The organism is Octadecabacter dasysiphoniae, assembly GCF_021532615.1.
In the GTDB taxonomy this organism is placed as follows: domain Bacteria; phylum Pseudomonadota; class Alphaproteobacteria; order Rhodobacterales; family Rhodobacteraceae; genus Octadecabacter; species Octadecabacter dasysiphoniae.
Genome location: NZ_JAKGAQ010000001.1, coordinates 249,106 through 276,096, shown reverse-complemented (window position 1 = coordinate 276,096; position 26,991 = coordinate 249,106). Strand labels below are relative to the sequence as shown.

Here is a 26,991-nt window from a genome sequence, read left to right as displayed (position 1 = left end):
GAAAATTGTTTTCAGTTATGCTTCGTCGTCGTCGTCGTGGTCACTGTCGCAATCTTCGCCTTCAGCTTGGACTTTCAGGATTTCGCCCGTCTCAGCGGCAATCCTAACCTCCATTTCAACGCCGTCCTGGCTGAGGAGCTCGACTTCATACACCTGCTCGCCCCGGCGACGCTCCAGCTCAACCTCAGTCACCTCGCCCGGCACTTCCATCAGGGCAATCTCGATCACCTGTTCTTCAGTCAGACCGGTCGCGTTCGCCACCGACTGAGCCGAGACCAACCCGGCAAATCCACCTGCCAAAACCAGACCTGTCAAAGTGCCGCCTGCAATCAGTTTCGTGTTCATGTCGTTTCTCCGTTTTCATGTTAGGGAGTGCCATTGCGCCATCCGATAAAACAGAAATAGGGCCCCAACCTTACGAGCGATGATCGCCAACCTTACAATCCCGTAAGCTTGGCAAATTCGGATTTGGCGGGACGTCACCAGCCGAGGGCAGACGCCCATGACTTTCGCAACGAATGTCCGGTGCAAATTTCAGAAAACTTTTCGAAACCAGATGCCCGAAACCGCCCGCCGCAAGGCCACTTCGGGCGCATCTGGTTTTCAATCCAAGCACGGATCGGGACATGTCGAGCAACTGTGAACAAAACGATCGCAATAGAGAGCCCCTGTCTTAAGGCCGCACGTACTGGAAATGCGCACAGGTTCAGCCCACAAAAAAAGGCGGACTGTTAAAGCCCGCCTTTCTCAATTCATGCCTCAACATCAACGCGATGCTAAGACTGTATGCTTAGGTGCCGTTGCTTGAAGATGCAGCGATGCCAATGACCGTAATCGCGATGCCCGCAGCGATGAGGCCCGGTGTCAGACCAAGTGCTGGACCAGCAGAAGAGAACACAACAACTGGCTCTTCGATCGGTGTGATTTCGTTGGATGTTCCGGCGTTTTGTGCCGATACGCTTGTCGCTGTTGCCAGTGTGGCGGCAATAATCAAAGTTGTAATGCGCTTCATGTGAGGGTTCCCCAAAATTTTCAATTAATCGACCGTATACGAAAAAAATCAGTATGTCATGATTAAAAACTTAACGGTCTATTCCGTGCCTTAGTTCTGCAAATGTTCGACAATCAGATATCCAAGCTGTGGCCCGATCCATTGACGTGACGCCACCGGAACACCGGCCTGATCGCGCCAGTATTGGTTTTCAAAGGTCACATCGCCGTCGCGACAGGCTTCGATGATTTTCCCTTCAGGATCAGGGTTGTAGCTGCAATTAAATTGGCGGGTCTGTGTCTGGTTTTCGCCGTCCAGATAGGTATGAATGCGGGTCGCGGCGGTGCCTGATCGCGCATCGTCTAGTGACGCGACGACCTCCGTTACATTCGCGCTCATCAGGTCATTGCCCAGACCACGGGTGGCCACAATGACACCTTGGTTGAAGCTGATGCTGATCCGTTGATCCGACATGAAAGTCGTAACCGCGCCATTGCGGGCGCGTTCGGCCATCAGTGTAGTACCACCGAGGCTTTCGAGATGTGCGATGATCACAGGAATGCCAATTTGTTCGAGCAACTCGGGCGTGACCTGCGCACGGGTGGCTTCATAACTTAGTCGGACAGGGGCGGGTTTCCCGATGGCCTGAAGTCGGCTAAGCGCGATGCCGGAAACCGTGTCTTCCGTTTGGCCACAACCACCAAGCACCAGCAGAGCAGTCAGACCCACTGTCATTGCGTTATATTTCATCGCCAGAACCTTCCCCATGTCTCTTGCAATTCGGGATCATGATAGCTGCGTATGGTTTCATAAAGCCGATTGCTGACATTGACCCGCGCCCCGCCATCTTGCGCCAATGATTGCAAAACAATCGAATTGGTGGCCGTGCTCGGCGTGCCCAGAATGCTTTCCAGCGGAATTGTTAATCGCAGGCCCTTGTCGAACGCCCCTTCGCCAAATTCCTCAACGGAGATGTTTGTTTTTGTGGCATAGGCCCCAACGCGCCAGCCATTGGCAAATATGCGGTCGACAGACACTGTCGCACCCCAATCCCCGGCCAGATACCGCCCGACGTCCAACTGGCTGTGAAACCCGTTGCCCATATTCCAATAGCCCGAAATATGCCCGGTCGCGACGTCATAGTCGCGAAAGCCGAACAATTGATCAAAATCGCGCTGTTGGACGATATTTGCCTCTATTCCAACTGCAAACGGGCTGGCGACCGGCTTCCATAAAATCTCAGCCGAAACACCGCCGTACATGTCTTCGAGGTATCCAGCCGTCACACGACCATAAAGGTTCTCTCCAATCCTGTCGCGATAGGTAAGGGTCAGTACGTTGATGCTCGGGCCACCTGTGCTTGCGTATGCCGGGCCATCTGATCGCACCCGTGGCAGCGTCGTTGGTCTTTGTTGGTCGTTTCCACCGATATTTCCGATCAATTTTTGACGGACCGTTCCATCCAGATGAAGCCCTGGCGCGATATCGTAGGAAAAATTGAGTTCCGCGCTCAGATCCGCCCGAAGCGGGCTATCAGGATCAAAGAAACCGGCACCGAGATGGGGGCCAAAGTCCCAGCTGAAATCGGGATAAAGCCCGTCAGGATATAACGCTGATGCGCCCGGCGGGGTGGCGTCGCTGATATCCGCCAAAGCATAGCTGAGTTCGACATTGTCGGGATGATATTCAAGCGCTTCGAGGTCACTGCGCTGCAACGTGACTTGTGACGTCGCGAGGCCGCCAACCATCGGCACGATGCGAAAGGTCTCAACGGATGCAGGCATCGTGGCGCTTAGGATACGCGCAGCGCGCCCGATTGCTTCGGCGCGCGCAATATAGCGATTGTTGCGCACATACAGGATGACTTCGCGTGGCTGTAATTCAAACGCCTCAACGGACATGCCTTCTGCGGCAAGCAATGTCTGAACATTATCGCGCAAAATCGCAGGCCCTGCTGGCTGAGTTGTCCAACCCAGATCGGCCGCTGCCCCCGGCGCGCGGACAACAACAGGGGTCGGGGCACTGCCACCTGATCCATTGATCGCAGCAGTGCGGGGGTTAAACGTATACGTCAGCCCCACCCCGATCTCTGAGCCATGCAGGATCTGGGCTTGCGCCAAAACCCCGTTGTCAAACCTATAGGTTAATCCGAAATTGAGAGGCGTGTTACGTTCAAACAAGTTTCGGATCGCGTCGGTCTCAACCGTATATGCGTCCGACGAATATTCTGCTTTCAGTGTCAGTTGATCAGTCGCTTGCCACTCAACACCACCAAAAGCGGCCATGTCGCCGCGAAACCATCGGCCAAACTCAAGCTGCCCACCATTGACCGCCCCTGATCTGGGACGTGTTAAGAACCCGTCGTCAATCGCCCCCAAAGGGTTTTCAATTCCATTGTAAGACCCCAATCGCCCCCAGCCGAGACCCGCTGTAAAGGCCAGCCGCGGCGTAACATTTTTCGTCGCCACAAGGTATTCAGACGCATAAAACCCAGTTCCCAGCACATCACTAAGCCCAACGGCAACCGATGGAAGATATGTCCCTTCGTCCAGGAAACGGTAACGCAGATCGAATGAGCGATCATAGGTGTCGCCGCCCATGCTGTTGAAATTGGCGATCCGCGAATAGCGTAGACTTCCCGACAGGCGCGGGTTCACTTGAAAACTCAGCGTGTTGCGCGTCGATCCGGCAAAATATGAAACTGTTGCTGCCAATTCGGCATCTACTGCGCTTTGGGCGGTCGGCATGTCGATCAACCCTGGGGCGCCGTTTAGCGAATAGGTATAGCTTTGCTCTGCATAAAGCGGCGCGGCCGTCGCAGTTAACACGCTGACAACGGACAGTATTTGCGCCAACCATTTGCTGGTGGGTCCGCCTACAACCGTGCGGTCCGCCGCATTGTATTCAACACCGCAGCTTTCATTCTCAAAGCCCACATCGTGGCCCGATTGGTCGAAGTCCGTTGCCATGTTGATTCTTTACCTGTTCTGTATCACTTGACTGTCTGGCACGTTCTCGTGCGCCACGTGAAAAAACTTACCTCGATCAATGCTTTGTCTGTCTGACTGTTGCTTGAGGGTACTTAAGACATTTCGAGCAAGAATAGCGACCAGGAGGTTTTTATATGCGAAGCTGGATTTTAGCGGCCTGTGCGTTTTTGGCATTTAGCGCCTGTAGCCCACCTTCGGTCTTTGCACCGGGCGACGCTGTTGCAAGCGCGTCTTTTAGGTACGACGGCCCAAACCGCCTGACCCTATTCACAATGGTCAGCAATCAGACCGGATATGGGTCACACAGCGCGCTGATGATCAACGGTGAAGAACGGGTCATTTTTGACCCTGCCGGCACATTCAGCAGCGACCTTGCGCCAGAACAGCATGATGTTCTTTTCGGCATAACACCGCAGGTGGCCGCTCAGTACACCGCCTATCACACGCGCGCGGATTTTGACTCGCACCTGCTGGTGCAATCCATTGATATTTCGGCAGAAATGGCCAATGCTTTGCTCCGTGCGGCAAAGGCCCATGGCGAAGTGCCCGGCGGATTATGTGCGCGCAGCACCTCCAGCCTGATCGCAAGTTTACCCGGCTTTGAGAACATTCAGCAAACGTGGTTTCCGCTCAAGGTGTCTGAGCAGTTCGGCGCGATTGCGGGCGTCACGACGCGTCGAATTAACTAGTCGGGCGGGCTTCAAATCTGAACCCGCTGCCCCACACTGGCCTTACGGCACCTCGCCGATCAACTCCTGTGCGATGACACGTGCAATGGGTAGCGCGGTGTCTGATGTCATGCCGGCGCTTAAACGTGGGTCATACAATATTCGCAAAAGCAGTTCGTCATGATCTGTCAGGAATGAAAACTCGTCATCATCATTGAAAATTGACGGGCGGGTCCTGCGGCTGTCGTTGGGCAGGCCTAAACCTTGGGCCAGTTCTTCGTGGATGCAGGACAGACGTCGCAGATCGTCATGTTCGGCGCGGATCACAGCCACCGCCGCTGTGTAACGAGTGCCACCATTCTCCGTAGCATAGGCAGCAACGGCACAAAAAGTATCGCGGTCCAAACCGTTTAGAATGGCCAAAGGCGGCCCTGCAATGCTTGGCACTCGCAATGCGGCTTCTTGAAGGGCTGCAGCGCGATCACCCTCGCTTGCGATGACGACGATGAAATTTGGGGATCCGCTGGTAGACACAGGATGCCCTGTTACTTGGCGAAGGCGATCCGCGTATTGTGAAACGCTAAGAGCATCCTTTGCACGCTGTGCAGGCAAGACACCGGCGCCAAAAACAATCTGAAAACGCACAGGATCTTCCCAGCGTCGCAAAGGGCTGACCCCACCCCGCCCCGAGAACCCGTCATCGTATTCATTGGACAATGCAATCTCGCTAAAATTGCGTACCAGTACGTCGGCGGAAGACTGGCCAGTGTCTGCCGGATCGCAAGCCCCGAGGAGCGCAACAAAAAGACACACAGCGCCCCAATGCCTAGATGTTCGAAAAGCATCCGTCTTCATGACTTACTCGGACCTTTCCATCTTGGCGGTCTGCTCATTCTCGCTGTGAAGTGCGTGGTCAATGGCCTTGATCTTGCCATGAGCGTTTGGGGTGGGTCGTGTTGATCTTAGCTTGTTCGCAATCTGATAGAGGAACATTGCAGGAGCAATAGCTGACGTTGACCTGAGTTGCGCAATCATTCATTTAGTCTGGCCCAAACGGCTACTATCGCTCAAGAACCAGCGACAGCTTCTTCCTCATCAAAGACCTCTAGCGCTGCATTCAGCGCGTTAATGGCGGACGGGAAACCACCATACAAAGACATCTGCCAGATCACTTCGGCGATTTCCTTTTGAGATAGGCCTGCTTTTCGGCCACCTGAAATATTGACCTTAAGTTGAGGCTTTGTTTGCCCACCAAGAGCGGTGAGCGCGGCGATTGTTGCGATGTACCTTTCGCGCAAAGGCAGTTCTGGTCTCGCATATTGGCGACCATAAGCGAAATCGACCACCCCTTCTGCCATTCCCGGCAGCAGGTGCCCGTACCTGGCATCCAGCGCATCTTCCATACCGGGGTTCAGCGCTTCTGATAATTCTTTACCGATTTCCGTGGTCGTTTTCGTCATTGTGCGGCCTCAATGTTAAATGGGAAATATTGCCTAATGGAAATAAGAACATAGTCCTGAGTATCAAGCGCTATGGTCGCTTTGTCCCGCAGTCTGTGACCTCACCCTTCAACTGATTTTGCGGTTACCGCGACTGTCCGGAACGCCGGAACCAACCGCAGCTTTCCAATCCGTGGGTAAATCGCCAGTATGGGCCGTTCCTGTCAGCACTTTGTAGCCCATTGATCAGATGCTGCGATGCATCCGATCAATGCAGCAGGTGCATGATTTTCGACCCTACCTTAAGGGGAAATTTCTGAACGGCGCGGTCCACACCTGCAACAATTCCAATCAGCCACACTTTGAGTGGCCACAATCAGCGCAGGTCATGCAGCCCTCGACCATGCGCAGGGAATACTGGCCGCAACTTGGGCAGGCGTTGCCTTTGGGCGCCATCGCCACAATGTCCGCCTGCGGGTCTGATTTCAGGCCCATGCCCTCCCCCGCGAGGAACCCTGTCGCCACCATGTGTTTTTCGATCACACCACCGATGGCGGCCAAAATGGACGGCACGTATTTGCCCTGCATCCATGCCCCACCACGCGGATCGAACACGGCTTTCAACTCCTCAACCACGAACGACACATCGCCCCCGCGCCGGAAAACAGCAGAAATCATCCGCGTCAGGGCGACCGTCCATGCGAAGTGTTCCATGTTCTTGGAATTGATAAACACCTCGAACGGGCGATGCTGCCCTTGGTGCAGAATATCGTTGATGGTGATGTAAATCGCATGTTCGGAATCCGGCCATTTCACCTTATAGGTCTGGCCCGTCAACTCACCCGGGCGATCAAGCGGTTCGGTCATATAGATCACGTCGCCTGCGTTCTCGTCAGCAATCACCTCGGGTTTCGTATCCTCGGCCACGGACAATACCGACCCCGTTACGTCATTGGGGCGATAGGTTGTGCAGCCTTTGCACCCTGTGTCCCAGGCTTCCATATAGACGTCTTTGAAAGACTGAAAATCGATGTCTTCGGGGACGTTGATGGTTTTGGAAATGGATGAATCCACCCACTTTTGCGCCGCCGCTTGCATGCGCACGTGATCCATCGCGGGCAAGGTCTGCGCGTTGACGAAATAGTCGGGCAGATCCGCATCACCTTTCAGGTCGCGCCACATTTTGACGGCGTAATCGACGACCTCTTCCTCGGTGCGGCTGCCGTCCTTTTGCAGAACCTTGCGGGTGTAGGCATAGGCAAACACAGGTTCGATCCCGCTGGACACGTTGCCTGCATACAGGCTGATGGTGCCGGTTGGCGCAACGGATGTCAGCAACGCATTGCGGATGCCGTGTTCGCGGATCGCTGCGCGCACATCGTCATCCATCTGCACCATATTGCCGGACGCGAGGTACTTGTCCGCATCAAATAAGGGGAATGCCCCTTTCTCTTTTGCCAAGTCCACCGACGCCAGATACGCGGCGCGCGCGATGGCTTTCATCCAGTGCTCGGTCTGACGCGCCGCCTCCTCAGAGCCGTAACGCAAACCTGTCATAAGCAACGCATCCGCCAGACCCGTGACACCAAGACCGATCCGGCGTTTCGCGGCAGCCTCCTTGGCTTGGGCTTCCAACGGGAAGCGCGACGCATCAACCACGTTGTCCATCATCCGCACAGCTGTCGCCACAAGATCGGCTAGGTCCGCGTCATCCACTTTAGCCGTTGTTTCAAAGGGGTCAGACACCAACCGCGCGAGGTTGATTGAGCCGAGCAAACACGCGCCATAGGGCGGCAAGGGCTGTTCGCCGCACGGGTTCGTGGCAGCAATGGTTTCCACGTAATTCAGATTGTTCATCTCGTTGATACGGTCGATGAAAATTACACCCGGTTCAGCATAATCATAGGTCGACTGCATGATCCGGTCCCACAAATCACGGGCCTGAACAGTGCGCACGGTCTCGCCCTTCCAGACCAGATCCCAGGGCTTGTCCGCTTTCACGGCTTCCATGAACGGATCAGTGATCAGCACGGACATGTTGAACATGCGCAGGCGGGCGGCGTCAGATTTGGCTGCAATGAAATCTTCAACATCGGGGTGATCACAGCGCATCGTGGCCATCATCGCGCCGCGCCGCGATCCGGCCGACATGATGGTACGGCACATGGCATCCCAGACGTCCATGAACGACAGAGGGCCGGACGCATCGGCGGCAACACCGTGTACAACCGCACCTTTGGGACGAATGGTTGAAAAATCATACCCGATCCCGCCGCCTTGCTGCATCGTCAACGCCGCTTCGCGCAGGTTATCAAAAATGCCCGACATCGTGTCGGGGATCGTGCCCATGACGAAACAATTGAACAGTGTTACACTGCGATCCGTGCCCGCCCCCGCAGTGATCCGCCCTGCGGGGAGGTATTTGAAATCCTCGAGGGCCGCGTAAAACTTCGGCTCCCACGTCTTTGGGTCTTTTTCGACAGAGGCCAGAGATTTCGCCACGCGGGACCAGGTATCTTCGACGGTGGCGTCAATCGGGGTGCCGTCCGCCTCTTTCAGGCGATATTTCATGTCCCAGATTTGTTCTGCAATAGGGGCGGCGAAGCGGGACATGGGGGAACCTCTTTTGGATGACTGGCAGAATCGGTGGTGAACCACTACCTTACCAGATGTTGTGTGCATTTGGAACAATTTGTGAACATATAGTGAAGGCCATCATGAGCAAGACCCTACATCTTCAAAAATTGTCCGTTGGAACCGAGGGTGTAGCAGACCTCGCGGCTTGGCAAAACACGAAACGCGCACAAGCCGGCGACGGATTGCCGCGCCATGTGACGCGCATGTGGCCCAAGCGCGAGACCGAATTACTGGCCGGTGGTAGTATTTATTGGGTCGTCAAGGGATCACTGCTGTGCCGTCAACGAATTGCGCGGTTGGACGAATATTTTGGCAGCGACGGCATCCGGCGCTGCGCCATCGTTCTGGACCCCGAGTTGATCCGCGTTGTGCCGACCCTGAAGCGCCCCTTCCAAGGCTGGCGCTATTTGAAGGATGCGGACGCGCCCATGGATTTACCGGCCGGACGCGAGGAAGAAGAAGCGCTACCAGCTTCTTTGAGTGCGGCGCTGGCTGAAATCGGGATTTTGTGATCTGACGATCAGCGCCTGCGGCGGGCAGGGGCGCGCACGCTGTGCGTGCGCAAGAAAGAGGGGCGCTGCCCCGCCCTTCGGGCTCCCCGGGATTTTTATAGACCAAAGAAGAGCTTAAGCGCCCAGTTTCGATTGCAGGGCTTTGAACGTGGCCCGCATGTCCGGTGTCCATTGTTCACGGCGACCGCGAAACAGGGTCGCTTGGCTGGCATGGATCATGCCGTCGGACAGAATTTTCAAACCGTTGGCACGCAGGGTTTCACCGGTTGATGTGATATCGGCAATTGCTTCTGCGGTTTCGTTGCGGATCGTGCCCTCGGTCGCGCCCTGACTGTCGATCAGCTGATAATCGGCGACGCCATTGTCGCGCAAAAATTCCCGCACGAGGCGGTGGTATTTCGTCGCGATGCGCAGGCGGAACCCGTGGTGGGCACGAAACGCCGCCGCCGCCGCATCCAGATCATCGAGCGTATCAACGTCGATCCAGGCCTGCGGCACAGCGATGATCAGATCGGCCCCGCCGAAGCCCATTTTGGCCACATCGACCACCCGTTGATCCCAGCTGCTGAGTTTTTCACGCACCAGATCAGACCCTGTGACGCCAAGGTGAATGCGCCCCGCGTTGAGTTCCCGCGGGATTTCACCTGCGGACAACAGCACCAATTCGATCCCGTCGATCCCATCCACAGCACCTGCATATTCGCGATCCGTGCCAGATTTGCGCAAGGTCACGCCGCGCGCCGCAAACCAATCAAACGTCTTTTCCATCAGCCGCCCCTTGGACGGCACACCAAGTTTCAGGGTCATTGCGCGCCCTCCACATCCGCGACAAGCGCCGGGCGGATCACGCCGCCCACTGCGGGAACGCCCGTTCCGCCGCCAAGAACTGCGGTAAGGGCGTCGTATCTGCCACCGGTCGCGACTGCGGGCAAATTCAGGCCCGGGTCCGCATCAAAACCAAAGACAAAACCGTCGTAATATTCCATCGACGTGCGCCCATAAGATGTTTCGAACGGTAACGCATCGACGTCAACATCGCGTGCGGCGAGCGCATCAAGACGCGCAGCAAGCCCGTCAACGGCGGTTGAGATCGAGGGCAGATCTACGGCGATATCGCGCAAGGCTGTCAGGGCATGCGGTGCCGTTTCACGCACCTTAAGAAGGGCATCCAGCAGGTCGCGTTCGATCTGCGAAATCGGATCAGCTGCTGCGTCCGTGCGCAATGCATCAATCCGCCCTGCGATTTCGGCGCGCGTGCGCAGGCCAAGCAGCGGTGGCATTTCGGCCATCGGATCAGCTGCGTCTAGCAGCGCACGGCGGCTGGCGGGGGCTGCGATCAGACCGCAATATCGATCCAGCAAAGCCTTAAAGCGGCGCGGCCGCCACAGGTGCCGCATCAGCGCGGCGCGACGGGCGGGCGTTGTATTCAGCCCTTGAACGGCGGCGCGCAAAATTCCGATGTCCCCCGTCGAAGCCGTGACAGGAACGTCTTTGAGGATACTCGCAAAGGTCGCGAACACCTCAGCGTCCGCAGCCGCAGGATCGCTGCCATCGAAAATTTCAAATCCGACTTGAACAAACTCTGTCTCACGGGTTTCAACGACGTCTTGCTTACGAAACACTTTGCCGAGGTAGGTATAGCGTGCAGGGTCTGCGCCCGACGCCATGTGATGCTGCACAATCGGAACAGTAAAATCGGGCCGCAGCATCAATTCACCGCGAACCGGATCGTGCGTAGTGAAAGCACGTGCGCGGATGTCCTCACCGTAAAGATCAAGCAACAGATCGGATTGCTGCATGTAATCCGCATCCGTCACCACCGCGCCTTGCTGCATGAACACACCTTGATAGGCGCGCGCGCGATCCCACGTGTCTTGGCGGTCCGTTGTCACTGGCTTTGCTCTGTTAGCAGCGCTTTGATCCGGTCAACCAGATCAGCGCGGGGGATTTCGAACTGGCTGGGCCGGTCCTTCCATTCCTCATGCGTCGCGGTTTCCGCGATCTTTGCGCCAAGGATCAAGTCTTTGACTTGCAGGGTTCCGGCGGCCACTTCATCGCCGCCCTGGATGATCGCGATGGGGGAATTGCGCTGGTCTGCATATTTCAACTGGTTGCCGAAGTTCTTGGGATTGCCAAGGTACACTTCGGCGCGAATACCCGCATTTCGCAGCTCGGACACGATGGCCTGATAATCTGCCATGCGGTCACGATCCATGACGGTGACGACAACGGGGCCCGTGGTGTCCGTGCTCAGACGGCCCTTCATGTGGAGCGCTGCCAGCAGACGATCCACGCCGATGGACACACCCGTCGCAGGGACTTCTTGGCCGGTGAATCGTTTCACGAGGTCGTCGTAACGCCCCCCACCAGCGACGGAGCCGAAGGAGCGCGGACGGCCCTTTTCGTCTTTGATCTCGAACGTCAGTTCGGCCTCGAACACGGGGCCGGTGTAGTAGCCGAGGCCACGCACGACGGATGGGTCGATGACAATGCGGTCTGGGCCGTAGCCGCCTGCAGCGAGGAGATTGGCCATTTGTTCCAGTTCATCAACGCCTTGCGCACCAACAGCACTGTCGCCAATGGCGGCGCGCAGATTGGTTAATGTGCCGGTCGAGTCGTCTGCCATAGAAGTCAGGAACGCGAGAACAGGTTCGGCTTGTTCTTGCGTCAGTCCAACGCCATCAATAAAGGCCCCTGATGCATCTTCTCGACCTTCCATAAGTAGTTGCCGAACTCCTACCGCTCCAACTTTATCAAATTTATCGATCGTTCTGAGAACATTGGCTTGCCAAACGTCCTTGCGATCCAAGACATCTTGAGCGCCGCCATCCCCATGGGTCCTTGGTCCATTTGGATAGTTCTCGTCAATTATCTGTTGAGCAACAGCCTCCAACACCCCATTCAAAACCTTGCGGTTATTGATCCGCACCACATAATCCCCGCGCTCGATCCCGACGGCCTCAAGCGTGTCGGCCAGCATCGCGCAAATCTCTGCATCGGCAGCCACAGACCCCGACCCGACCGTATCCGCGTCGCATTGATAAAACTGGCGAAAGCGTCCTGGCCCCGGTTTTTCGTTGCGCCACACAGGGCCCATCGCAAAGCGGCGATAGGGGGTCGGCAAATCGTTGCGGTGCTGTGCGAACACGCGCGCCAGTGGCGCTGTGAGGTCATAGCGCAGCGCGAGCCAGTCGCCGTTGTCGTTTTCGTCTTCTTCCTGCCATGCAAACACGCCCTCGTTAGGACGATCGACGTCTGGCAGAAACTTGCCCAGCGCCTCAACCGTTTCAACGGCGGCTGATTCCAGCGCTTCGAACCCGTAACGATGGTACACGCCCGCAATCGTGCGCAGCATGTCGGTGCGCTGTGCCACTTCGGCACCGAAATAGTCGCGAAACCCTTTTGGAGTCTGCGCCTTGGGGCGTTGTACTTTTTGCTTCTTGGCCATGGGTTTGGCTCCGGTTACGGGTCAGTTACCCGCGCTTTACCGCGCCCCACCCTTTGGCGCAACAGCAGGGGCTAGCAAAGCCACGCGCGCAGGCGTATTCAGCGCCCATGAGTGATCAAACAAACATCGAAGAAACGCTGGCCCACCTGACCCGCACGGTGGACGATCTGTCCGACATCGTCGCGCGTCAGGAAGACGAGATCAGTCGCCTGACCTACCGCGTCAAAATGTTGATGGAGCGCGAAGCCACGCGCGAGATGGACACAGGCAGTTCAGTCCCGTTGGCCGACCAGCGCCCGCCGCATTATTAAGTCGCGCCATCCTTGATCGACATCGCGACGACTTCGCCGTCGTGCACAAGGATTTGCGCCCATTTCGTCGGCACGGCACTGAACGTTCCGCCAAAGAAATTATAGACCGTGATGAAATGCGTGTTGCTGTCCATGCGCGCTGTGCGCTCACCGCAGGGCTGGCCGCGCCCGACACGGCACACGCTGGCCTTCAGGGCCTCATAGGCGTTGTCGGTTGTGCTGTAGGGGATGCGTTCGTTGCTGGGGCGATACCGGACAAATTCATGGGTTTCCACATCACCCGTAACCACGACAGCACCCGTAAACGTGCGCGCACAATTATCGTCAAAACCGGTGATGTAAAACGGACGGGGTGCAGTTGAATTGGGGATGGTATCATAAATCTTGAATGGTCCACCTGTATCGACCTGCGTGCCAAGCGCTCTGCCACGGATGTCGCACACGCGGGCAATTTCGCCGAATGGCATCACCGTTCCAGCCGATACATCCTGCGTGTCGGGGCCACTGCGCGGCACATCGGTGTCAGGGGATCGGCGGAACAATCCAGCGAGGCCACGGCGCGGGCGATCCTGTGTGGATTGCACGGTGGCAACTTCGGTGACTTCATCTGACGCATCACCGGACGGTTCTGTCGCCACTGAGGCATCTGCCAACGCCGCCTCAATCGCGGCATTGGTCGGGTCTTGTGGTGCACGGTTCAACAGACGAGAAAACAATCCACCGCCTGTATTTGTGGCCTCGGCGGGTGTTTGTGTGACCGTTGCCGCACTGGCGCCCACGTCCACGGCGCTTAGCCGCGTGACATTACGCAGCGGATCACCGCAGGCCGACAACATCACAGCCATACCCAAGCTCAATAAAATTTGGCGCATTTAGCGTCCTTCGTCCCTGTCACCGTAAAGGCGTTAACAGGGGTTTAACGGATGGCCACCCGTGCGTCTACTGGGCCCTTTGGACAGGCAGGGTTTTGCCGCTGCGTTAGATTTCTTGAACTTCGATCACACCGACCAGCGATCGCAACGCGCCCTTGATCTGGGGATTGACCGGAAAATGATCGTCCAGCTCGACGTCAATCTCGCCCAGCTCAATATCATCGATGGTAAACAGGATCGGCCCACGCCCCGCCTTGACGCCGTCCTTCACTGCATTTTGCAAAATATCACTGACAGTCGGGATCGCGCCGACATCCCCCAAGAAGACACGCAGTCCGCTGGACCCTGCATTCGCCACGGCCATGTCCGCTGGCATAACGGAACGGCCGAGCAGTTTCAGTTGCTCAGCCTCCATCGTGGCCTCAACCCCGATGACGACTTGCGTGCCTGTTTCCAAATGGTCGCGCGATGCTTCTAACGTGTCCGAGAACATCGTGACCTCGTATTGGCCGGTCGGATCGGACAATTGCACAAAGGCAAAACGGTTGCCGCGTGCTGATTTGCGTTCCTGCCGTCCTGCTACGGTGCCCGCCATTTTCGCAACGATTGCCCCGTTTGCGGCCTTGGCCGTGACCTCATCCAATGTCAGCACCTTTTCGGTGCGTTTCAGCGCGGCCATATAATCGTCCAAAGGATGACCAGACAGGTAGAATCCGACCGCCTTGAATTCCTCGGACAGACGTTCTGCGGGCAACCAATCAGCGGCAGCAGACAGGCGCGGTTCGGGCAAATCATCGCCCGCTTCGCCAAACAGCGACACCTGATTGGAGTTCTTCTGGTCGTGGATCGCGGCGGAATAATTCACCAAGGCATCCAGTGAATCAAAGACTTTGCGACGGTTCGGATCAAGAACGTCAAACGCCCCTGCCCGCGCCAACATTTCCATCGGGCGTTTGCCGACACGTTTCAAATCAACACGACGCGCGAGGTCAAACAATGTCACAAACGGCGCATCGCCGCGCCCGTCCGCAATCAGGTTCATTGCCTCAACGCCGACGTTTTTAAGCGCACCCAGCCCGTAGATCAGCGTGGCATCCTGCACATCGAACGTGGCCAGTGATGTGTTCACGCAGGGCGCCTTCCAAGGCAGTTTCAGCCCCTTCTTCACCTCTTGGAAATACACGGCGAGCTTATCCGTCAGGTGGATATCGCAATTCATCACACCGGCCATAAATTCGACCGGATGGTTCGCCTTCAGCCATGCCGTCTGGTAGCTGACGACCGCATAGGCCGCCGCGTGGGATTTGTTGAAACCGTAGTTGGCGAACTTGTCCAGCAGGTCCCAGACCTCTTGCGCCTTTTTCTTGTCGACACCGTTTTCCAGCGATCCGGCCAGGAACTTCGGCTTCTCGACGTCCATCGCTTCTTGCAGCTTTTTACCCATGGCGCGGCGCAACAGATCGGCCCCGCCTAGCGAATAGCCCGCCATTTCTTGGGCGATCTGCATAACCTGTTCCTGGTAAACGATGATGCCCTGCGTTTCATCGAGGATATGATCAATCGAAGGGTGTAATTGGTCCCGCTCTGACAGGCCGTTTTTAACCTCGCAGAACTTGGGGATGTTTTCCATCGGGCCGGGGCGATACAGCGCCACCAGCGCGATGATGTCTTCAATGCAGTCCGGTTTCATACGCCGCAACGCGTCCATCATGCCGCTGGATTCCACCTGAAAGACGGCGACGGTTTTTGCGGCAGCGTACAATTTATACGACGCCTCATCATCCAGCGGGATGGCGTTGATTTCATTCACCGCGCCGGTTGCTGGTTCATACAATTGCGTGCCGTCGGGTGCGATATGGATGTCGCGGCCAGACTTCAAAATCAGGTCCATCGCGTTCTGGATCACGGTCAGGGTTTTCAGGCCCAGAAAGTCAAATTTGACCAATCCCGCCTGTTCCACCCATTTCATGTTGAACTGCGTCGCGGGCATATCGGATCGCGGATCCTGATAGAGCGGGACCAATTCATCCAACGATCGATCACCAATCACAACACCCGCCGCGTGGGTCGATGCGTTGCGCAACAACCCTTCAAGCTGCTGGCCATAGGTCAGAAGACGATCCACAACTTCTTCGTTCTTCGCCATTTCGCGCAGGCGCGGTTCATCCGCCAAGGCTTTGACAATGCTGACAGGTTTCACGCCCTCAACCGGGATCATCTTGGACAGTTTGTCGACCTGCCCATAGGGCAATTGCAGCACACGCCCGACGTCACGCACGGCGGCCTTAGACAACAGCGCACCAAACGTGATGATCTGGCCCACACGGTCACGACCATATTTTTGCTGAACATAACGGATCACTTCTTCGCGGCGATCCATGCAAAAATCGATATCGAAATCGGGCATCGACACACGTTCGGGGTTCAGGAACCGTTCGAACAAAAGCGAATAGCGCAGCGGGTCAAGGTCGGTGATCAACAGCGCGTAAGCCACCAGCGAACCCGCACCAGAACCACGGCCCGGCCCAACAGGAATAGCGTTGTCTTTGGACCATTTGATAAAATCCGCAACGATCAGGAAATATCCGGGAAAGCCCATTCCCTCAATAATACCAAGCTCGAATTCCAGCCGCGCTTCGTATTCCTCAACGGTGGCGGCGTGGGGGATGATCGCAAGACGCGCCTTCAATCCCTCTTGGGCCTGACGGCGCAATTCCGCGACCTCGTCATCGGCGAACTTAGGCAAGATCGGATCGCGTTTATAGACCTTGAAGGCACAACGCTTGGCGATCTCAACGGTGTTTGCAATCGCTTCGGGAAGGTCGGCGAACAGCGTCACCATTTCTTCTTGGGATTTGAAATAGTGCTGCGGCGTCAGGCGGCGGCGCGGCTCGTTCTGGTCCACATATGCGCCATCCGCGATGCACAACAGCGCGTCATGGGCCTCGTAAATTTCGGACTTCGGGAAATAGACATCGTTGGTCGCCACCAATGGCAATTCCATCGCATAAGCCATTTCAACGTGGCCTTGTTCGGACAGTTTCTCAGCCTCGGGCAATCCGTTGGCATCGGGATGGCGCTGCAATTCCACATACAAACGATCCGGAAACGCAGCAGCAAATTGCGTCATCAAACCTTCGGCAGCGGGGCGCTGGCCTGCACGCAACAGCCGCCCGATGGGCCCGTCGGGACCACCCGTCAAGCAAATCAACCCGTCCGAATGTTTCACCAAATCGTCCATCGACACCTGCGGCAATTCCCCGCCCGCATCAACGTAGGCACATGAATTCAGCTTCATTAGGTTCATGTAACCCGCTTCGCTCTGCGCGAGCAGAACAACCGGTGCGGGTGGGTCGGGGCGGCGGGCTTGTTCGCCTGATCCCATCGTCACATCGACCTGGCACCCGATGATTGGCTGGACCCCCTCTTTGGCGGCGTATTCGGAAAATTCCAACGCACAGAACATGTTGTTCGTGTCGGTGACAGCAACAGCAGGCATGCCCGCTTTCGCCGCCAAACCAGATAATTTCTTGACCGGAACGGCCCCTTCCAAAAGGGAATATTCCGTATGCGTGCGCAGGTGTATGAATCGGGGATCAGCCATACATCACACCCTAGCTTGTGGTGGGGTCCGGCGGAAGAGACAGATATCGCGCAACACAAAAATACATCAGCGCCTGCCTGCAACCACCTGTTATCATCGGGTAATTCACGCCATGCATCTAAAATTTAGTAATTTGGCTAAGTATATTGACACGGCGGTCACCGCCTCACATAATCCCGCCATGCAACATTCCATCGACGCCGCCTTTGCTGCCCTATCGGATCCGACCCGCCGCGCGGTGGTTGAACGGCTTGCGCGCGGTCCGGCCAGCGTATCGGACCTCGCGGCGCCCCATAACATTGCCCTGCCAACATTCATGCGGCACCTCAAAGTGTTGGAAAATTCCGGCCTCGTGCGCTCCGCCAAAAAGGGCCGCGTGCGCACCTGCCACATTGAACCGGCCCCCCTGATGGAACTGCAAGGGTGGCTCGAATGGCAACGCCGCGTCTGGGACAACCGCCTCGATCAACTCAGCGCGCTGGCGGACGACATCAACAGGAACACATCATGACCACACATACAGATACCTTCACCTACACCCGCGACATCGCTCTTTCGCCTGCGCGCCTCTGGCCGCTTTTGACCAACGCGGACATGCGCGCAATTTGGGGCGCGCCCGATCAAGACGTGACACTTGAAACGCTATCATCTGATGTGCGGGTCGGCGGAACAGACCACCAACGCTGCGGCCCGGCCGACGCGCCGGATTTTGAATCATACACACGGTGGTACAACCTGAACGAACCGACGGACGCCGTGTACACCGAAACAATCGAAGCCGGCGGAATGGCCCTTGGCGCCAGCCTCGTGACGCTGCAAGTCACTCCGAACGCCAGCGGCGCAACCCTGTGCGTGACCGTCGCTGTGTCCTCCTTCGTCGGGGCGGACATGATCGGCGAATTCAAAGGTGGATGGGATGGCAGCATGGCCAATCTCGACAGTCTTATCGCCCGCCAATGAAATCGTGCCCCTGACGGGGGCTTGCCAAATGCACCCCCAGACGCTTTGATACCTTTTGCGCTGGGGTCTACGCCGCATCGACCCCGCGCAATGACCAAACCTGGTACCGCGGCCGAGCAAATCACATGAACGTCACGTTTCTTCTTAACGGAGAGGCCGTGGAGGTGGACACTCCCCCCACGCAAACGCTGCTCGATTGGCTGCGCGAAACCCGTGGCCTGACCGGCACCAAAGAAGGCTGCAACGAAGGTGATTGCGGCGCATGTTCCGTCATGATCACCGACGAACGTGGTGCGCGGTCCTTAAACGCCTGCATCCTGTTTATGCCGCAACTCCACGGCAAGGCCGTACGCACGGTAGAAGGCATCGCCGCACCCGATGGCACGCTGCATCCCGTGCAACAAGCGATGATCGACAATCACGGCAGCCAATGCGGGTTCTGCACACCGGGGTTTGTTGTGTCCATGGCCACCGCCCATTTGAACGGCCGCACGGATCACGACGATGTGCTAGCGGGCAATCTGTGCCGTTGCACGGGCTACGCACCGATCATCCGCGCTGCCATCACCAGCCAATCAGCACCCGTGCCCGATCACATGCACGACGCGCCCGCGCCCCTTCATCTAGGCCAAAAAACTCAAATCCCTGTACCTGAAACAAGCGACGAACTGGCGAACTGGTATATGTCCCACCCCGACGCGACGCTGATCGCAGGGGCCACAGATGTCGGGCTTTGGGTGACAAAGAATTTTGCCGATCTTGGCGATGTGGCGTTCCTGAACCGCTGCACCGACCTGCAACAGATCGACGACGCGGGCGACAGTCTGCGCATCGGGGCGGCCGTGACGATGACAGATGTGCTGGCGGCGGTGCGCGATCTGCACCCCAGCTACGCCGAAATGATCCGCCGCTACGGGTCCGATCAGGTGCGCAACGCCGCGACCATCGGCGGCAATATCGCCAACGGCTCCCCCATCGGGGACAACCCGCCGGCTCTCATTGCCATGGGGGCCACGCTGCACCTGCGCCGTGGCGATACCTGTCGTGATATGCCGATTGAAGATTTCTTTGTCGAATACGGCAAACAGGACCGCCAAGCGGGTGAATTTGTCGAAGGCGTCAGCATTCCAAAATCCGCCCCCTCCCTGCGTTGCTACAAGCTCAGCAAACGGTTCGATCAGGACATTTCAGCGGTCTGCGGTTGTTTCAATATCACCGTTGCGAAGGGCAAAATCACAAACGCTCGTATCGCGTTTGGCGGGATGGCCGGCACGCCGAAACGCGCAGCGTTGAGCGAGGCGGCCCTGATCGGACGACCTTGGTCGTTCGAAACCATCGACGCAGCCTGTGAAAAATTGCCCGAAGATTTCCAACCAATGTCCGACATGCGCGCCTCTGCTGCCTATAGAATGGACGCCGCACAGGGCCAGTTGCGCCGCTACTTCGATGACATCAGTGGCGTCGAAACCGATGTCTTGGGGGTGAATGCATGAGCATTTCAAAACCCCTCCCGCATGATGCCGCCAAGCTACATGTCACAGGTCAGGCCCGCTATGTCGATGACGTGCCCATGCCCGCGACAACCCTGCACCTCGCCTTTGGTGTTAGTACGATTGCATGCGGTAAGATCACGGCGATTGACCTCGCCAAGGTGAAATCGGCAAAGGGCGTCAAGGCTGTCTTGGTGGCTGATGATTTGCCCTTCGCCAATGATGTGTCGCCGTCTGTTCATGATGAACCGATGCTGTCTGACGGGTCGATCCATTACCTCGGCCAACCGGTCTTTCTCGTGATCGCGGACACGCATTTGAATGCCCGCCACGCTGCGCGGTTGGGCGATATTACCTACGCCGAAGACACCCCTATCCTGACGATTGAAGACGCGCTTGCCGCTGATGCACGGTTTGAGGACGGACCCCGCATTTACACCAAGGGCGACGTGGACAGCGCCCTCTCATCCGCGCCCAACCGCCTGCAAGGGCGGCTTGAGATGGGGGGGCAGGAACACTTTTACCTCGAAGGACAGGCTGCGCTGGCGCTGCCACAAGAGGGCGGCGATATGGTGGTGCAATCGTCCACCCAGCACCCCACAGAAATCCAACACAAAGTGGCCGAGGCACTTGGCGTTGCAATGCATTGCGTGCGCGTTGAAATCCGGCGAATGGGCGGTGGCTTTGGTGGTAAGGAAAGCCAGGGCAACGCGCTTGCGGTGTCCTGCGCCGTTGCCGCCGCACTAACAGGCAGCCCCTGCAAAATGCGGTATGACCGCGACGATGATATGATGATCACGGGCAAACGCCACGATTTCCGGATTGAGTATGACGTCGGTTATGACAACGACGGGCGCCTAGCAGGCGTAGATTTTACCCATTACACACGGTGTGGCTGGGCGCAGGATTTGTCCCTGCCCGTGGCTGACCGCGCCATGCTGCACGCAGACAATGCCTATCTTTTGCCCACTACGCGCATCACATCGCACCGCCTGAAAACCAACATGCAAAGCGCTACAGCGTTTCGCGGGTTCGGCGGGCCGCAAGGGATGCTTGGCATCGAACGGGTGATGGATCACATCGCCCACGCCTTGGGCAAGGACGCAGCGGACGTGCGGCGCATCAATTACTATGCCGCGGCCGAGGAAACGACGGATGCCTCCGGCGGGAGTTTTTCTGGCCAGGTGAAGCCGGGGCGCGGCACGCGGTTCGCCAGTGCACATTCGCCCGACACCAAAGCGGACAACACCACGCCCTACGATATGCCGGTCACCGATTTTATCCTGCACGAGATAACCGAAAAATTGCTGGGGGATGCAGATTACGCCGCCCGCAAAAAGGCCGTAGCAGACTGGAACGCGACCCACGCGACCCTGAAAAAAGGCATCGCATTCAGCCCTGTGAAATTCGGTATTTCGTTTACGCTAACCCACCTGAACCAGGCCGGGGCCTTGGTGCATGTCTATGCGGATGGATCGATCCATCTGAACCATGGCGGCACCGAAATGGGCCAAGGCTTGTTTCAAAAGGTCGCGCAGGTTGCTGCGGCGCGGTTCGGGGTTGGCATTGATGCCGTTAAGATCACCGCGACAGACACGGGCAAAGTCCCGAATACATCGGCAACTGCGGCGTCGTCTGGCACCGACCTCAACGGGATGGCCGTGCAAAATGCCTGTGACATCATTCGCAACCGGATCGCGGAATGCCTGGCCGAGCTGCATCAGGTAAAACCTGACGCGATCACCTTTCAGGGTGACCAAGTCAGCGTCGGCACGCGCACTCTGACCTTCGCCGAAGCCGCAAAAACCGCCTATGAAAACCGCGTCAGCCTATCTGCGACCGGATTTTACAAAACCCCCGACGTCGCGTGGGACCGCATCGCAGGAAAGGGGCGCCCGTTCTTTTATTTCGCCTATGGCGCGGCCATTTCCGAAGTCGTGATCGACACCAACACTGGTGAAAACCGCATCCTGCGCGTGGACGTGTTGCACGACGCCGGGGCATCACTGAACCCGGCGCTCGACATCGGCCAGATCGAGGGCGGGTTTGTGCAAGGCGCGGGATGGTTGACCACCGAAGAACTGGTCTGGGACGATAAGGGCAACCTGCGCACCCATGCGCCGAGCACGTATAAAATCCCTGCGTGCTCTGATCGCCCAGACATCTTTAACGTCGCCCTATGGGATGGCGAAAACCGCGCCGAGACCGTGTACCGATCAAAGGCCGTCGGTGAACCGCCGTTCATGTTAGGAATTTCGGCACATGCCGCGCTCGCCGATGCGGTCGCTGCGTGCGGCGCAACCTACCCTGATTTACAAGCCCCCGCCACAGCCGAAGAAGTGTTGCGGGCGGTCAAGCGGGCGCGCGCATGAACGACTGGATCAGGGTGCGGGTGCAGGCCACCAAAGGGTCTGCACCCCGCGACACCGATGCGCAAATGTTTGTTTTTGAGGACGTTATTGAAGGCACCATTGGTGGCGGTGCCCTTGAGTGGGACGCAATTCATACTGCCCGTGACATGCTGTTGTCCGGCCAAACCGAGGCGACCCGCAACGTCGCACTTGGCCCTGATATGGGCCAGTGCTGCGGCGGGCGCGTGACACTGGATTATGCGCGAAATGTCAAAGACGAGCCCCCCCTTGGAACACCCTTGTGGATTTGGGGCGCGGGTCATGTCGGGCGCGCGATTGCACATGTCATGGCCCCATTCAACGACCGCGAAATCACCCTAATTGACACGTCTGTTGACCGGATGCCCGATAATCTAGCGCCGAATGTCGCGCCGCTGGTTGCCGCTGATCCTGCCCGCGTTGTGGCCCGCGCGCCTGAACGCTGCGACCATATCATCGTGACCTATTCACATGATCTGGATCTGGCCCTTTGCGATGCCCTGCTGCGGCACGGATTCGCCAGCTGCGGCATTATCGGGTCGGCGACCAAATGGGCGCGATTTCGGTCGCGGCTCGCCTCAATGGGGCACGGTGGTGATGAAATTACACGCATTGCTTGCCCGATTGGCGAACCGCGCCTTGGAAAGCACCCGCAGGCCATTGCCGTGGGCGTGGCGGCTGCGCTAATCTCATCTTCGGCTGGGGCCACGGGGAAGGCGAATAGATGACAGACACGCTGATGACATTGGACGGCCTGACCAAGGCCTATCCCGGCGTCGTTGCCAATTCCGATGTGTCGTTTGAAATCGGCAAAGGCGAGGTCCACGCCCTGTTGGGTGAAAATGGTGCGGGCAAATCGACCCTCGTGAAAACCATTTACGGGCTGGTGAAACCGGACAGCGGCACCATGACGCTGGAGGACACGCCCTTTGCGCCCGCCGAACCACGCGCCGCGCGCGCTGCCGGTATCGCTATGGTTTTCCAGCATTTTTCTTTGTTTGAGGCGCTGGACGTTGCTGAAAATGTCGCCCTCGGGATGGAAAATCCGCCGCCGCTGCGCGATCTGGCCCAGCGCATCAAAGAGGTGTCAGAAACCTACGGTCTGCCGCTTGATCCATCGCGCATTGTGGGTGATCTGAGCGCTGGTGAACGTCAACGGGTCGAGATTATCCGCTGTCTTTTGCAAGACCCCAAGGTGCTGATCATGGATGAACCGACGTCCGTGCTGACCCCGCAAGAGGTTGAAATCCTGTTCGAAACCCTGCGCAAACTAAAGGCCGAAGGCACGGCCATTTTGTACATTTCCCACAAGCTGGAGGAAATCCGCAGCCTGTGTGACAACGCCACGATTCTGCGTCTGGGTCAGGTCGTGGCGACCTGCGATCCGCGCCAGACAAGCGCGCGTGAAATGGCCGAACTTATGGTCGGTGGCACGTTGCATGTGCCCGAACGCGAGGCGAAGGTCGACGGCGATGTTTTGATGCAAATCAACGGGTTGAACGCGAAATCGCCTGCTGAATTTGGCACGTCCCTTAAGGATATCACGCTGGAAATTCGGGCAGGCGATGTGATTGGCATTGGCGGTGTGGCGGGCAACGGGCAGGATGAATTGCTGGGTGCGTTGTCCGGTGAGATCACCACTGCGGCGGGTCAGATTTTCTTTGGTGGTCGCGACATCGGGCACCTGCCCCCAGATGCGCGCCGCACCCTTGGAATTTGCGCCGCCCCCGAAGAACGTATGGGCCACGCGGCGGCACCCGATATGTCACTGACGGAAAACGCGGCCCTGACTGCGCGCAAGCGTAAGGGTCTGACAAAGAACGGCTTTTTGAACTGGGGCAAGGCACGCGGGTTTGCCGAAGAGGTGATCGAACGGTTCGATGTGCGCACGCCGGGGCCGGGCAATGCGGCGCGGTCTTTGTCCGGTGGCAACCTGCAAAAATTCGTCATTGGACGTGAAATTTTGCAGGATCCTCAGGTACTTGTCGTGAACCAGCCGACGTGGGGTGTTGATGCGTCAGCCGCCGCAGCGATCCGTCAGGCGTTGCTGGATCTGGCGGCCAAAGGTGCGGCAGTGATTGTGATCTCGCAAGACCTTGATGAACTTATGGAAATTTCGGATTCCTTTGCGGCGTTGAACGAAGGGAGGCTGTCAAAACCGCGCCCTGCACGTGGTCTGACGGTCGAAGAAATCGGCCTGATGCTGGGCGGTGCGCATGATATGGAGGTCGCCCATGTTGACTGATTTTGTGCGTATGGGTCCGGTATGGGTCGGGTATGGGTCTGGTATGGCTGCGGATCGGGGCATTTCGGACCAACGCGGCGTAACCCGTTGTAACCAAACCGAAAACCACGAATTTGACGGGGTTCGCCCATGATTGCGCTGGAAAAACGCCCGCAGCCGTCTGCGTTCTGGTCTTACGCCGCCCCCCTTGTGGCGGTGATCCTGACGATGATTTTTGGCGCGGCCCTTTTTGCGGCGTTGGGAAAACCCCCGCTTGAGGCGTTGTCCAAAATCTTTTGGGAACCGCTGTTTGGCGAATTCAGCTTTTTCTATTTGCCGCAGCTGCTGGTGAAAGGCGCGCCCTTGGTGGCGATCGCGTTGGGACTATCGCTCGGGTTCAAGGCGGGCATCTGGAACATTGGTGCGGAAGGCCAATACATCATTGGTGCGATTTGCGGCGCGGCGGTGGCGTTGGCGATGTATCCATCCGAGGCCCGCTGGTTGGTGTTTCCCGCCATGTTGATCGCGGGTGCGTTCGGCGGATTTGCCTGGGCGATGATCCCGGGCATCCTGCGGGTGAAATTCGGAACAAACGAGATTTTGGTGTCGTTGATGCTGGTCTATGTGGCCGAACAATTGCTGGCGTCCATGGCGCTGGGGGCGATGAAAAACCCCGAGGGCATGGGATTTCCGGGATCGCGCAACATGTCCCAGATGGACGCGGCGACGTCTTGGATTTCGCAATCCAACGGGATGCACTGGGGCGTGGTGATCGCGCTGATCGCGGTGATCTTTGCCTATATCCTGTTTGCACGTCACATCCTTGGGTTTCAGATTAAACTGGCGGGCCAAGCCCCGCGCGCGGCGGCGTTTTCGGGTGTGAACCCTGCGCGGTTGATCTTGTTCTGTCTTGGCACATCGGGTGCATTGGCGGGGATCGCGGGCCTGACGGAAGTGTCCGGCCCTGCGGGCATCGTCAGCATTGATTTCAACGTCGGCTACGGGTTCACGGCGATCATTGTCGCGTTTTTGGGGCGCTTGCATCCTGTTGGTATTCTGCTGGCCGGTGGTCTGATGGCGCTGACCTATATTGGCGGCGATATCGCGCAGTCGTCGTTGGGGCTGCCGGGCGCCGCGATACAGGTGTTTCAAGGGTTTTTGTTGTTCGCATTGCTCGCGGTGGATGTGCTGACAAATTACCGCGTGCGGTTGGTGCAAAGGGGGGCAGCATGATGAAACCTGTAATCATGGGCGGCCTGATGGGTCTGATGATGATGTGGATGCTGCATGGCGCAGTGACGGGTGATGGCATGGCGGCGGGTGCGCTGATTGCCTTTGTCGGCGCGCATCTGGCGTTGGTCGTGATTGCGGGCGCAGTGATTTGGGCGGGCACACGGTTTTCGCCGCGCGTCGTTCGGGTGTTGTCACGACTGCATCGACCGAGCCGGTCCCATGTGATGGTGATGTTGGCGAGCGCAATTGTGGTTGCGGGTGTTGTCCACCTTTCGGCGCATGGCTTTGGGGGGATGGTCTGATGTTTGGTTCCATCGATCCGCTGTTGTTGTTGGCGTCGCTTATGGTGGCCGCCACGCCCATCCTTCTTGCTGCGATCGGGGAATTGGTCGTTGAACGCGCAGGGGTTTTGAACCTTGGTGTTGAGGGGATGATGATTTCGGGATCCGTGTTGGGGTTTGTGGCGGCGATTGCCACGGGCAATGCATGGATCGGGTTTTTGGTGGCCGCATTGGGCGGGGCTGGCATGGCGTTGGTGTTTGGTATTCTGACGCAGTTTTTCCTGTCCAATCAGGTGGCGACGGGGTTGGCGCTGACGCTGTTTGGCCTCGGGCTCGCGTCGCTTCTTGGGCAGGGGTATTTGGGTGTGAAGGCGCCGAGCTTTCCTGATTGGCATATTCCGATCCTTGGCGACATTCCGGTGATTGGGCCGATTATTTTCCAGCATGATCCGATGGTTTATGTCGGGCTGGGTATCGTTGGCGGTGTCTGGTGGTTCCTTAACAAAACCCGCGCGGGGCTGGTGCTGCGCGCGGTTGGGGAAAACCACGAAGCGGCCCATGCGCTTGGCTATCATGTGGTGCGCACGCGGCTTTTGGCGATCATGTTTGGCGGGGCCTGTGCGGGGCTTGGCGGGGCGTATCTGTCTATCGTGCGGGTGCCGACATATGCGGACGGTCTGACGGCGGGTGCCGGTTGGATCGCGCTGGCGATTGTGGTTTTTGCCAGCTGGAAACCCGGGCGCCTTTTGCTGGGTGCCTATCTTTTTGGCGGGGTGACTGTTTTGCAGTTAAACCTTCAGGCGGCGGGCGTTGCGATTCCTGTCGAATACCTGTCTATGTCGCCTTATATTGCCACCATCCTCGTTCTGGTCATTATGTCCGCTGGCGGTGCGCCGGGGTCACTTGGCAAGACGTTCCACGCCTCGCGTTAGAGGTCACTT

Annotated in this window: 25 protein-coding genes; 13 read left to right on the top strand and 12 right to left on the bottom strand. The window is 57.6% G+C overall.

Annotated features, from left to right (window positions below; translation table 11 throughout):
* Positions 1-15: 15 nt before the first annotated feature.
* From L0664_RS01270 to L0664_RS01255, 4 genes are all read right to left on the bottom strand, one after another.
* A complete protein-coding gene (locus L0664_RS01270; RefSeq protein WP_235223812.1) occupies positions 16-345 on the bottom strand; it encodes a PepSY domain-containing protein in 330 nt (109 codons plus the stop codon).
* A 445-nt stretch (positions 346-790) separates the two neighbouring features.
* Positions 791-1,012 (bottom strand): hypothetical protein, encoded by a 222-nt coding sequence (locus L0664_RS01265; RefSeq protein ID WP_235223811.1) that lies wholly within the window; start codon positions 1,010-1,012, stop codon positions 791-793.
* A 90-nt stretch (positions 1,013-1,102) separates the two neighbouring features.
* The gene (locus L0664_RS01260) at positions 1,103-1,741 is read right to left on the bottom strand and encodes a YjbF family lipoprotein (RefSeq protein WP_235223810.1); all 639 of its coding nucleotides are present in this window, start codon (positions 1,739-1,741) and stop codon (positions 1,103-1,105) included.
* Positions 1,738-3,960, bottom strand: coding sequence for a YjbH domain-containing protein (locus L0664_RS01255; protein WP_235223809.1), 2,223 nt, complete (start codon positions 3,958-3,960; stop codon positions 1,738-1,740). Before L0664_RS01255 ends, L0664_RS01260 begins: the two co-directional genes overlap by 4 nt.
* Positions 3,961-4,295: 335 nt before the next feature.
* Here L0664_RS01255 and L0664_RS01250 point away from each other — a divergent pair, with 335 nt between their 5' ends.
* On the top strand, positions 4,296-4,670 hold the full coding sequence (locus tag L0664_RS01250; RefSeq protein ID WP_235223808.1) for a hypothetical protein: 375 nt from the start codon (positions 4,296-4,298) through the stop codon (positions 4,668-4,670).
* Between the two features lie 42 nt (positions 4,671-4,712).
* Here L0664_RS01250 and L0664_RS01245 read toward each other — a convergent pair whose 3' ends face one another.
* From L0664_RS01245 to L0664_RS01235, 3 genes are all read right to left on the bottom strand, one after another.
* A complete protein-coding gene (locus L0664_RS01245) occupies positions 4,713-5,504 on the bottom strand; it encodes a DUF2927 domain-containing protein (RefSeq protein ID WP_235223807.1) in 792 nt (263 codons plus the stop codon).
* A gap of 212 nt (positions 5,505-5,716) precedes the next feature.
* Positions 5,717-6,109, bottom strand: coding sequence for a carboxymuconolactone decarboxylase family protein (locus tag L0664_RS01240; RefSeq protein WP_235223806.1), 393 nt, complete (start codon positions 6,107-6,109; stop codon positions 5,717-5,719).
* A 330-nt stretch (positions 6,110-6,439) separates the two neighbouring features.
* The gene (locus L0664_RS01235) at positions 6,440-8,701 is read right to left on the bottom strand and encodes an adenosylcobalamin-dependent ribonucleoside-diphosphate reductase (RefSeq protein ID WP_235223805.1); all 2,262 of its coding nucleotides are present in this window, start codon (positions 8,699-8,701) and stop codon (positions 6,440-6,442) included.
* A 104-nt stretch (positions 8,702-8,805) separates the two neighbouring features.
* Between L0664_RS01235 and L0664_RS01230 the strand changes: the two genes are divergently transcribed.
* Positions 8,806-9,237 carry a DUF1489 family protein gene (locus tag L0664_RS01230; RefSeq protein WP_235223804.1) on the top strand — a complete coding sequence of 144 codons (432 nt, stop codon included), beginning with the start codon at positions 8,806-8,808 and terminating at the stop codon, positions 9,235-9,237.
* A gap of 114 nt (positions 9,238-9,351) precedes the next feature.
* Here the strand turns inward: L0664_RS01230 and hisG are convergent, their stop codons facing one another.
* From hisG to hisS, 3 genes are read right to left on the bottom strand one after another with little or no spacing between them, the layout of a single operon-like run.
* Entirely contained in the window at positions 9,352-10,044 is a 693-nt protein-coding gene (hisG, locus tag L0664_RS01225) for an ATP phosphoribosyltransferase (RefSeq protein WP_235223803.1), read from the bottom strand.
* Complete coding sequence (locus L0664_RS01220; RefSeq protein WP_336247084.1) at positions 10,041-11,129, bottom strand: ATP phosphoribosyltransferase regulatory subunit; 1,089 nt, start codon at positions 11,127-11,129, stop codon at positions 10,041-10,043. The genes hisG and L0664_RS01220 overlap by 4 nt, the downstream gene beginning before the upstream one ends.
* Positions 11,126-12,685, bottom strand: a complete 1,560-nt coding sequence (hisS, locus tag L0664_RS01215; RefSeq protein WP_235223802.1) for a histidine--tRNA ligase — start codon at positions 12,683-12,685, stop codon at positions 11,126-11,128. Before hisS ends, L0664_RS01220 begins: the two co-directional genes overlap by 4 nt.
* A gap of 107 nt (positions 12,686-12,792) precedes the next feature.
* Between hisS and L0664_RS01210 the strand changes: the two genes are divergently transcribed.
* Positions 12,793-12,996 carry a SlyX family protein gene (locus L0664_RS01210; protein ID WP_235223801.1) on the top strand — a complete coding sequence of 68 codons (204 nt, stop codon included), beginning with the start codon at positions 12,793-12,795 and terminating at the stop codon, positions 12,994-12,996.
* Here L0664_RS01210 and L0664_RS01205 read toward each other — a convergent pair.
* Together L0664_RS01205 and dnaE are read right to left on the bottom strand one after the other, a co-directional pair.
* On the bottom strand, positions 12,993-13,868 hold the full coding sequence (locus L0664_RS01205) for a hypothetical protein (RefSeq protein WP_235223800.1): 876 nt from the start codon (positions 13,866-13,868) through the stop codon (positions 12,993-12,995). The two genes, L0664_RS01210 and L0664_RS01205, sit on opposite strands and share 4 nt — an antisense overlap.
* Positions 13,869-13,974: 106 nt before the next feature.
* Complete coding sequence (gene dnaE, locus L0664_RS01200; RefSeq protein WP_235223799.1) at positions 13,975-17,472, bottom strand: DNA polymerase III subunit alpha; 3,498 nt, start codon at positions 17,470-17,472, stop codon at positions 13,975-13,977.
* Positions 17,473-17,653: 181 nt separating this feature from the next.
* Between dnaE and L0664_RS01195 the strand changes: the two genes are divergently transcribed.
* The 10 genes from L0664_RS01195 (at position 17,654) to L0664_RS01150 (ending at position 26,982) form a co-directional block, all read left to right on the top strand.
* Positions 17,654-17,983 carry an ArsR/SmtB family transcription factor gene (locus L0664_RS01195; protein WP_235223798.1) on the top strand — a complete coding sequence of 110 codons (330 nt, stop codon included), beginning with the start codon at positions 17,654-17,656 and terminating at the stop codon, positions 17,981-17,983.
* The gene (locus L0664_RS01190; protein ID WP_235223797.1) at positions 17,980-18,432 is read left to right on the top strand and encodes an SRPBCC domain-containing protein; all 453 of its coding nucleotides are present in this window, start codon (positions 17,980-17,982) and stop codon (positions 18,430-18,432) included. Before L0664_RS01195 ends, L0664_RS01190 begins: the two co-directional genes overlap by 4 nt.
* Before the next feature lie 125 nt (positions 18,433-18,557).
* Positions 18,558-19,925 (top strand): xanthine dehydrogenase small subunit, encoded by a 1,368-nt coding sequence (gene xdhA / locus L0664_RS01185; protein WP_235223796.1) that lies wholly within the window; start codon positions 18,558-18,560, stop codon positions 19,923-19,925.
* Positions 19,922-22,294 (top strand): xanthine dehydrogenase molybdopterin binding subunit, encoded by a 2,373-nt coding sequence (gene xdhB / locus L0664_RS01180; RefSeq protein WP_235223795.1) that lies wholly within the window; start codon positions 19,922-19,924, stop codon positions 22,292-22,294. The genes xdhA and xdhB overlap by 4 nt, the downstream gene beginning before the upstream one ends.
* On the top strand, positions 22,291-23,040 hold the full coding sequence (gene xdhC, locus L0664_RS01175) for a xanthine dehydrogenase accessory protein XdhC (protein WP_235223794.1): 750 nt from the start codon (positions 22,291-22,293) through the stop codon (positions 23,038-23,040). The genes xdhB and xdhC overlap by 4 nt, the downstream gene beginning before the upstream one ends.
* Positions 23,037-24,557: an ABC transporter ATP-binding protein gene (locus tag L0664_RS01170; RefSeq protein ID WP_235223793.1), complete on the top strand. Its 1,521-nt coding sequence runs from the start codon at positions 23,037-23,039 to the stop codon at positions 24,555-24,557. The genes xdhC and L0664_RS01170 overlap by 4 nt, the downstream gene beginning before the upstream one ends.
* Complete coding sequence (locus L0664_RS01165) at positions 24,547-24,690, top strand: hypothetical protein (protein WP_235223792.1); 144 nt, start codon at positions 24,547-24,549, stop codon at positions 24,688-24,690. The genes L0664_RS01170 and L0664_RS01165 overlap by 11 nt, the downstream gene beginning before the upstream one ends.
* Positions 24,687-25,769: an ABC transporter permease gene (locus tag L0664_RS01160; RefSeq protein WP_235223791.1), complete on the top strand. Its 1,083-nt coding sequence runs from the start codon at positions 24,687-24,689 to the stop codon at positions 25,767-25,769. Before L0664_RS01165 ends, L0664_RS01160 begins: the two co-directional genes overlap by 4 nt.
* Complete coding sequence (locus L0664_RS01155) at positions 25,766-26,071, top strand: hypothetical protein (protein WP_235223790.1); 306 nt, start codon at positions 25,766-25,768, stop codon at positions 26,069-26,071. The genes L0664_RS01160 and L0664_RS01155 overlap by 4 nt, the downstream gene beginning before the upstream one ends.
* The gene (locus tag L0664_RS01150) at positions 26,071-26,982 is read left to right on the top strand and encodes an ABC transporter permease (protein WP_235223789.1); all 912 of its coding nucleotides are present in this window, start codon (positions 26,071-26,073) and stop codon (positions 26,980-26,982) included. Before L0664_RS01155 ends, L0664_RS01150 begins: the two co-directional genes overlap by 1 nt.
* Positions 26,983-26,991 lie beyond the last annotated feature (9 nt).

What these genes read in the sequence shown, in the direction of transcription:
- L0664_RS01190 (WP_235223797.1), top strand. Translation starts at nt 17,980, where the DNA reads ATGACCACACATACAGATACCTTCACCTACACCCGCGACATCGCTCTT.
- dnaE (WP_235223799.1), bottom strand. Translation starts at nt 17,472, where the DNA reads ATGGCTGATCCCCGATTCATACACCTGCGCACGCATACGGAATATTCC.
- L0664_RS01255 (WP_235223809.1), bottom strand. Translation starts at nt 3,960, where the DNA reads ATGGCAACGGACTTCGACCAATCGGGCCACGATGTGGGCTTTGAGAAT.
- L0664_RS01150 (WP_235223789.1), top strand. Translation starts at nt 26,071, where the DNA reads ATGTTTGGTTCCATCGATCCGCTGTTGTTGTTGGCGTCGCTTATGGTG.
- hisG (WP_235223803.1), bottom strand. Translation starts at nt 10,044, where the DNA reads ATGACCCTGAAACTTGGTGTGCCGTCCAAGGGGCGGCTGATGGAAAAG.
- xdhA (WP_235223796.1), top strand. Translation starts at nt 18,558, where the DNA reads ATGAACGTCACGTTTCTTCTTAACGGAGAGGCCGTGGAGGTGGACACT.
- L0664_RS01155 (WP_235223790.1), top strand. Translation starts at nt 25,766, where the DNA reads ATGATGAAACCTGTAATCATGGGCGGCCTGATGGGTCTGATGATGATG.
- L0664_RS01170 (WP_235223793.1), top strand. Translation starts at nt 23,037, where the DNA reads ATGACAGACACGCTGATGACATTGGACGGCCTGACCAAGGCCTATCCC.
- L0664_RS01165 (WP_235223792.1), top strand. Translation starts at nt 24,547, where the DNA reads ATGTTGACTGATTTTGTGCGTATGGGTCCGGTATGGGTCGGGTATGGG.
- L0664_RS01245 (WP_235223807.1), bottom strand. Translation starts at nt 5,504, where the DNA reads ATGAAGACGGATGCTTTTCGAACATCTAGGCATTGGGGCGCTGTGTGT.
- L0664_RS01195 (WP_235223798.1), top strand. Translation starts at nt 17,654, where the DNA reads ATGCAACATTCCATCGACGCCGCCTTTGCTGCCCTATCGGATCCGACC.
- xdhC (WP_235223794.1), top strand. Translation starts at nt 22,291, where the DNA reads ATGAACGACTGGATCAGGGTGCGGGTGCAGGCCACCAAAGGGTCTGCA.
- L0664_RS01250 (WP_235223808.1), top strand. Translation starts at nt 4,296, where the DNA reads ATGATCAACGGTGAAGAACGGGTCATTTTTGACCCTGCCGGCACATTC.
- L0664_RS01265 (WP_235223811.1), bottom strand. Translation starts at nt 1,012, where the DNA reads ATGAAGCGCATTACAACTTTGATTATTGCCGCCACACTGGCAACAGCG.
- L0664_RS01260 (WP_235223810.1), bottom strand. Translation starts at nt 1,741, where the DNA reads ATGAAATATAACGCAATGACAGTGGGTCTGACTGCTCTGCTGGTGCTT.
- L0664_RS01230 (WP_235223804.1), top strand. Translation starts at nt 8,806, where the DNA reads ATGAGCAAGACCCTACATCTTCAAAAATTGTCCGTTGGAACCGAGGGT.
- xdhB (WP_235223795.1), top strand. Translation starts at nt 19,922, where the DNA reads ATGAGCATTTCAAAACCCCTCCCGCATGATGCCGCCAAGCTACATGTC.
- L0664_RS01210 (WP_235223801.1), top strand. Translation starts at nt 12,793, where the DNA reads ATGAGTGATCAAACAAACATCGAAGAAACGCTGGCCCACCTGACCCGC.
- L0664_RS01270 (WP_235223812.1), bottom strand. Translation starts at nt 345, where the DNA reads ATGAACACGAAACTGATTGCAGGCGGCACTTTGACAGGTCTGGTTTTG.
- L0664_RS01205 (WP_235223800.1), bottom strand. Translation starts at nt 13,868, where the DNA reads ATGCGCCAAATTTTATTGAGCTTGGGTATGGCTGTGATGTTGTCGGCC.
- L0664_RS01240 (WP_235223806.1), bottom strand. Translation starts at nt 6,109, where the DNA reads ATGACGAAAACGACCACGGAAATCGGTAAAGAATTATCAGAAGCGCTG.
- L0664_RS01235 (WP_235223805.1), bottom strand. Translation starts at nt 8,701, where the DNA reads ATGTCCCGCTTCGCCGCCCCTATTGCAGAACAAATCTGGGACATGAAA.
- hisS (WP_235223802.1), bottom strand. Translation starts at nt 12,685, where the DNA reads ATGGCCAAGAAGCAAAAAGTACAACGCCCCAAGGCGCAGACTCCAAAA.
- L0664_RS01160 (WP_235223791.1), top strand. Translation starts at nt 24,687, where the DNA reads ATGATTGCGCTGGAAAAACGCCCGCAGCCGTCTGCGTTCTGGTCTTAC.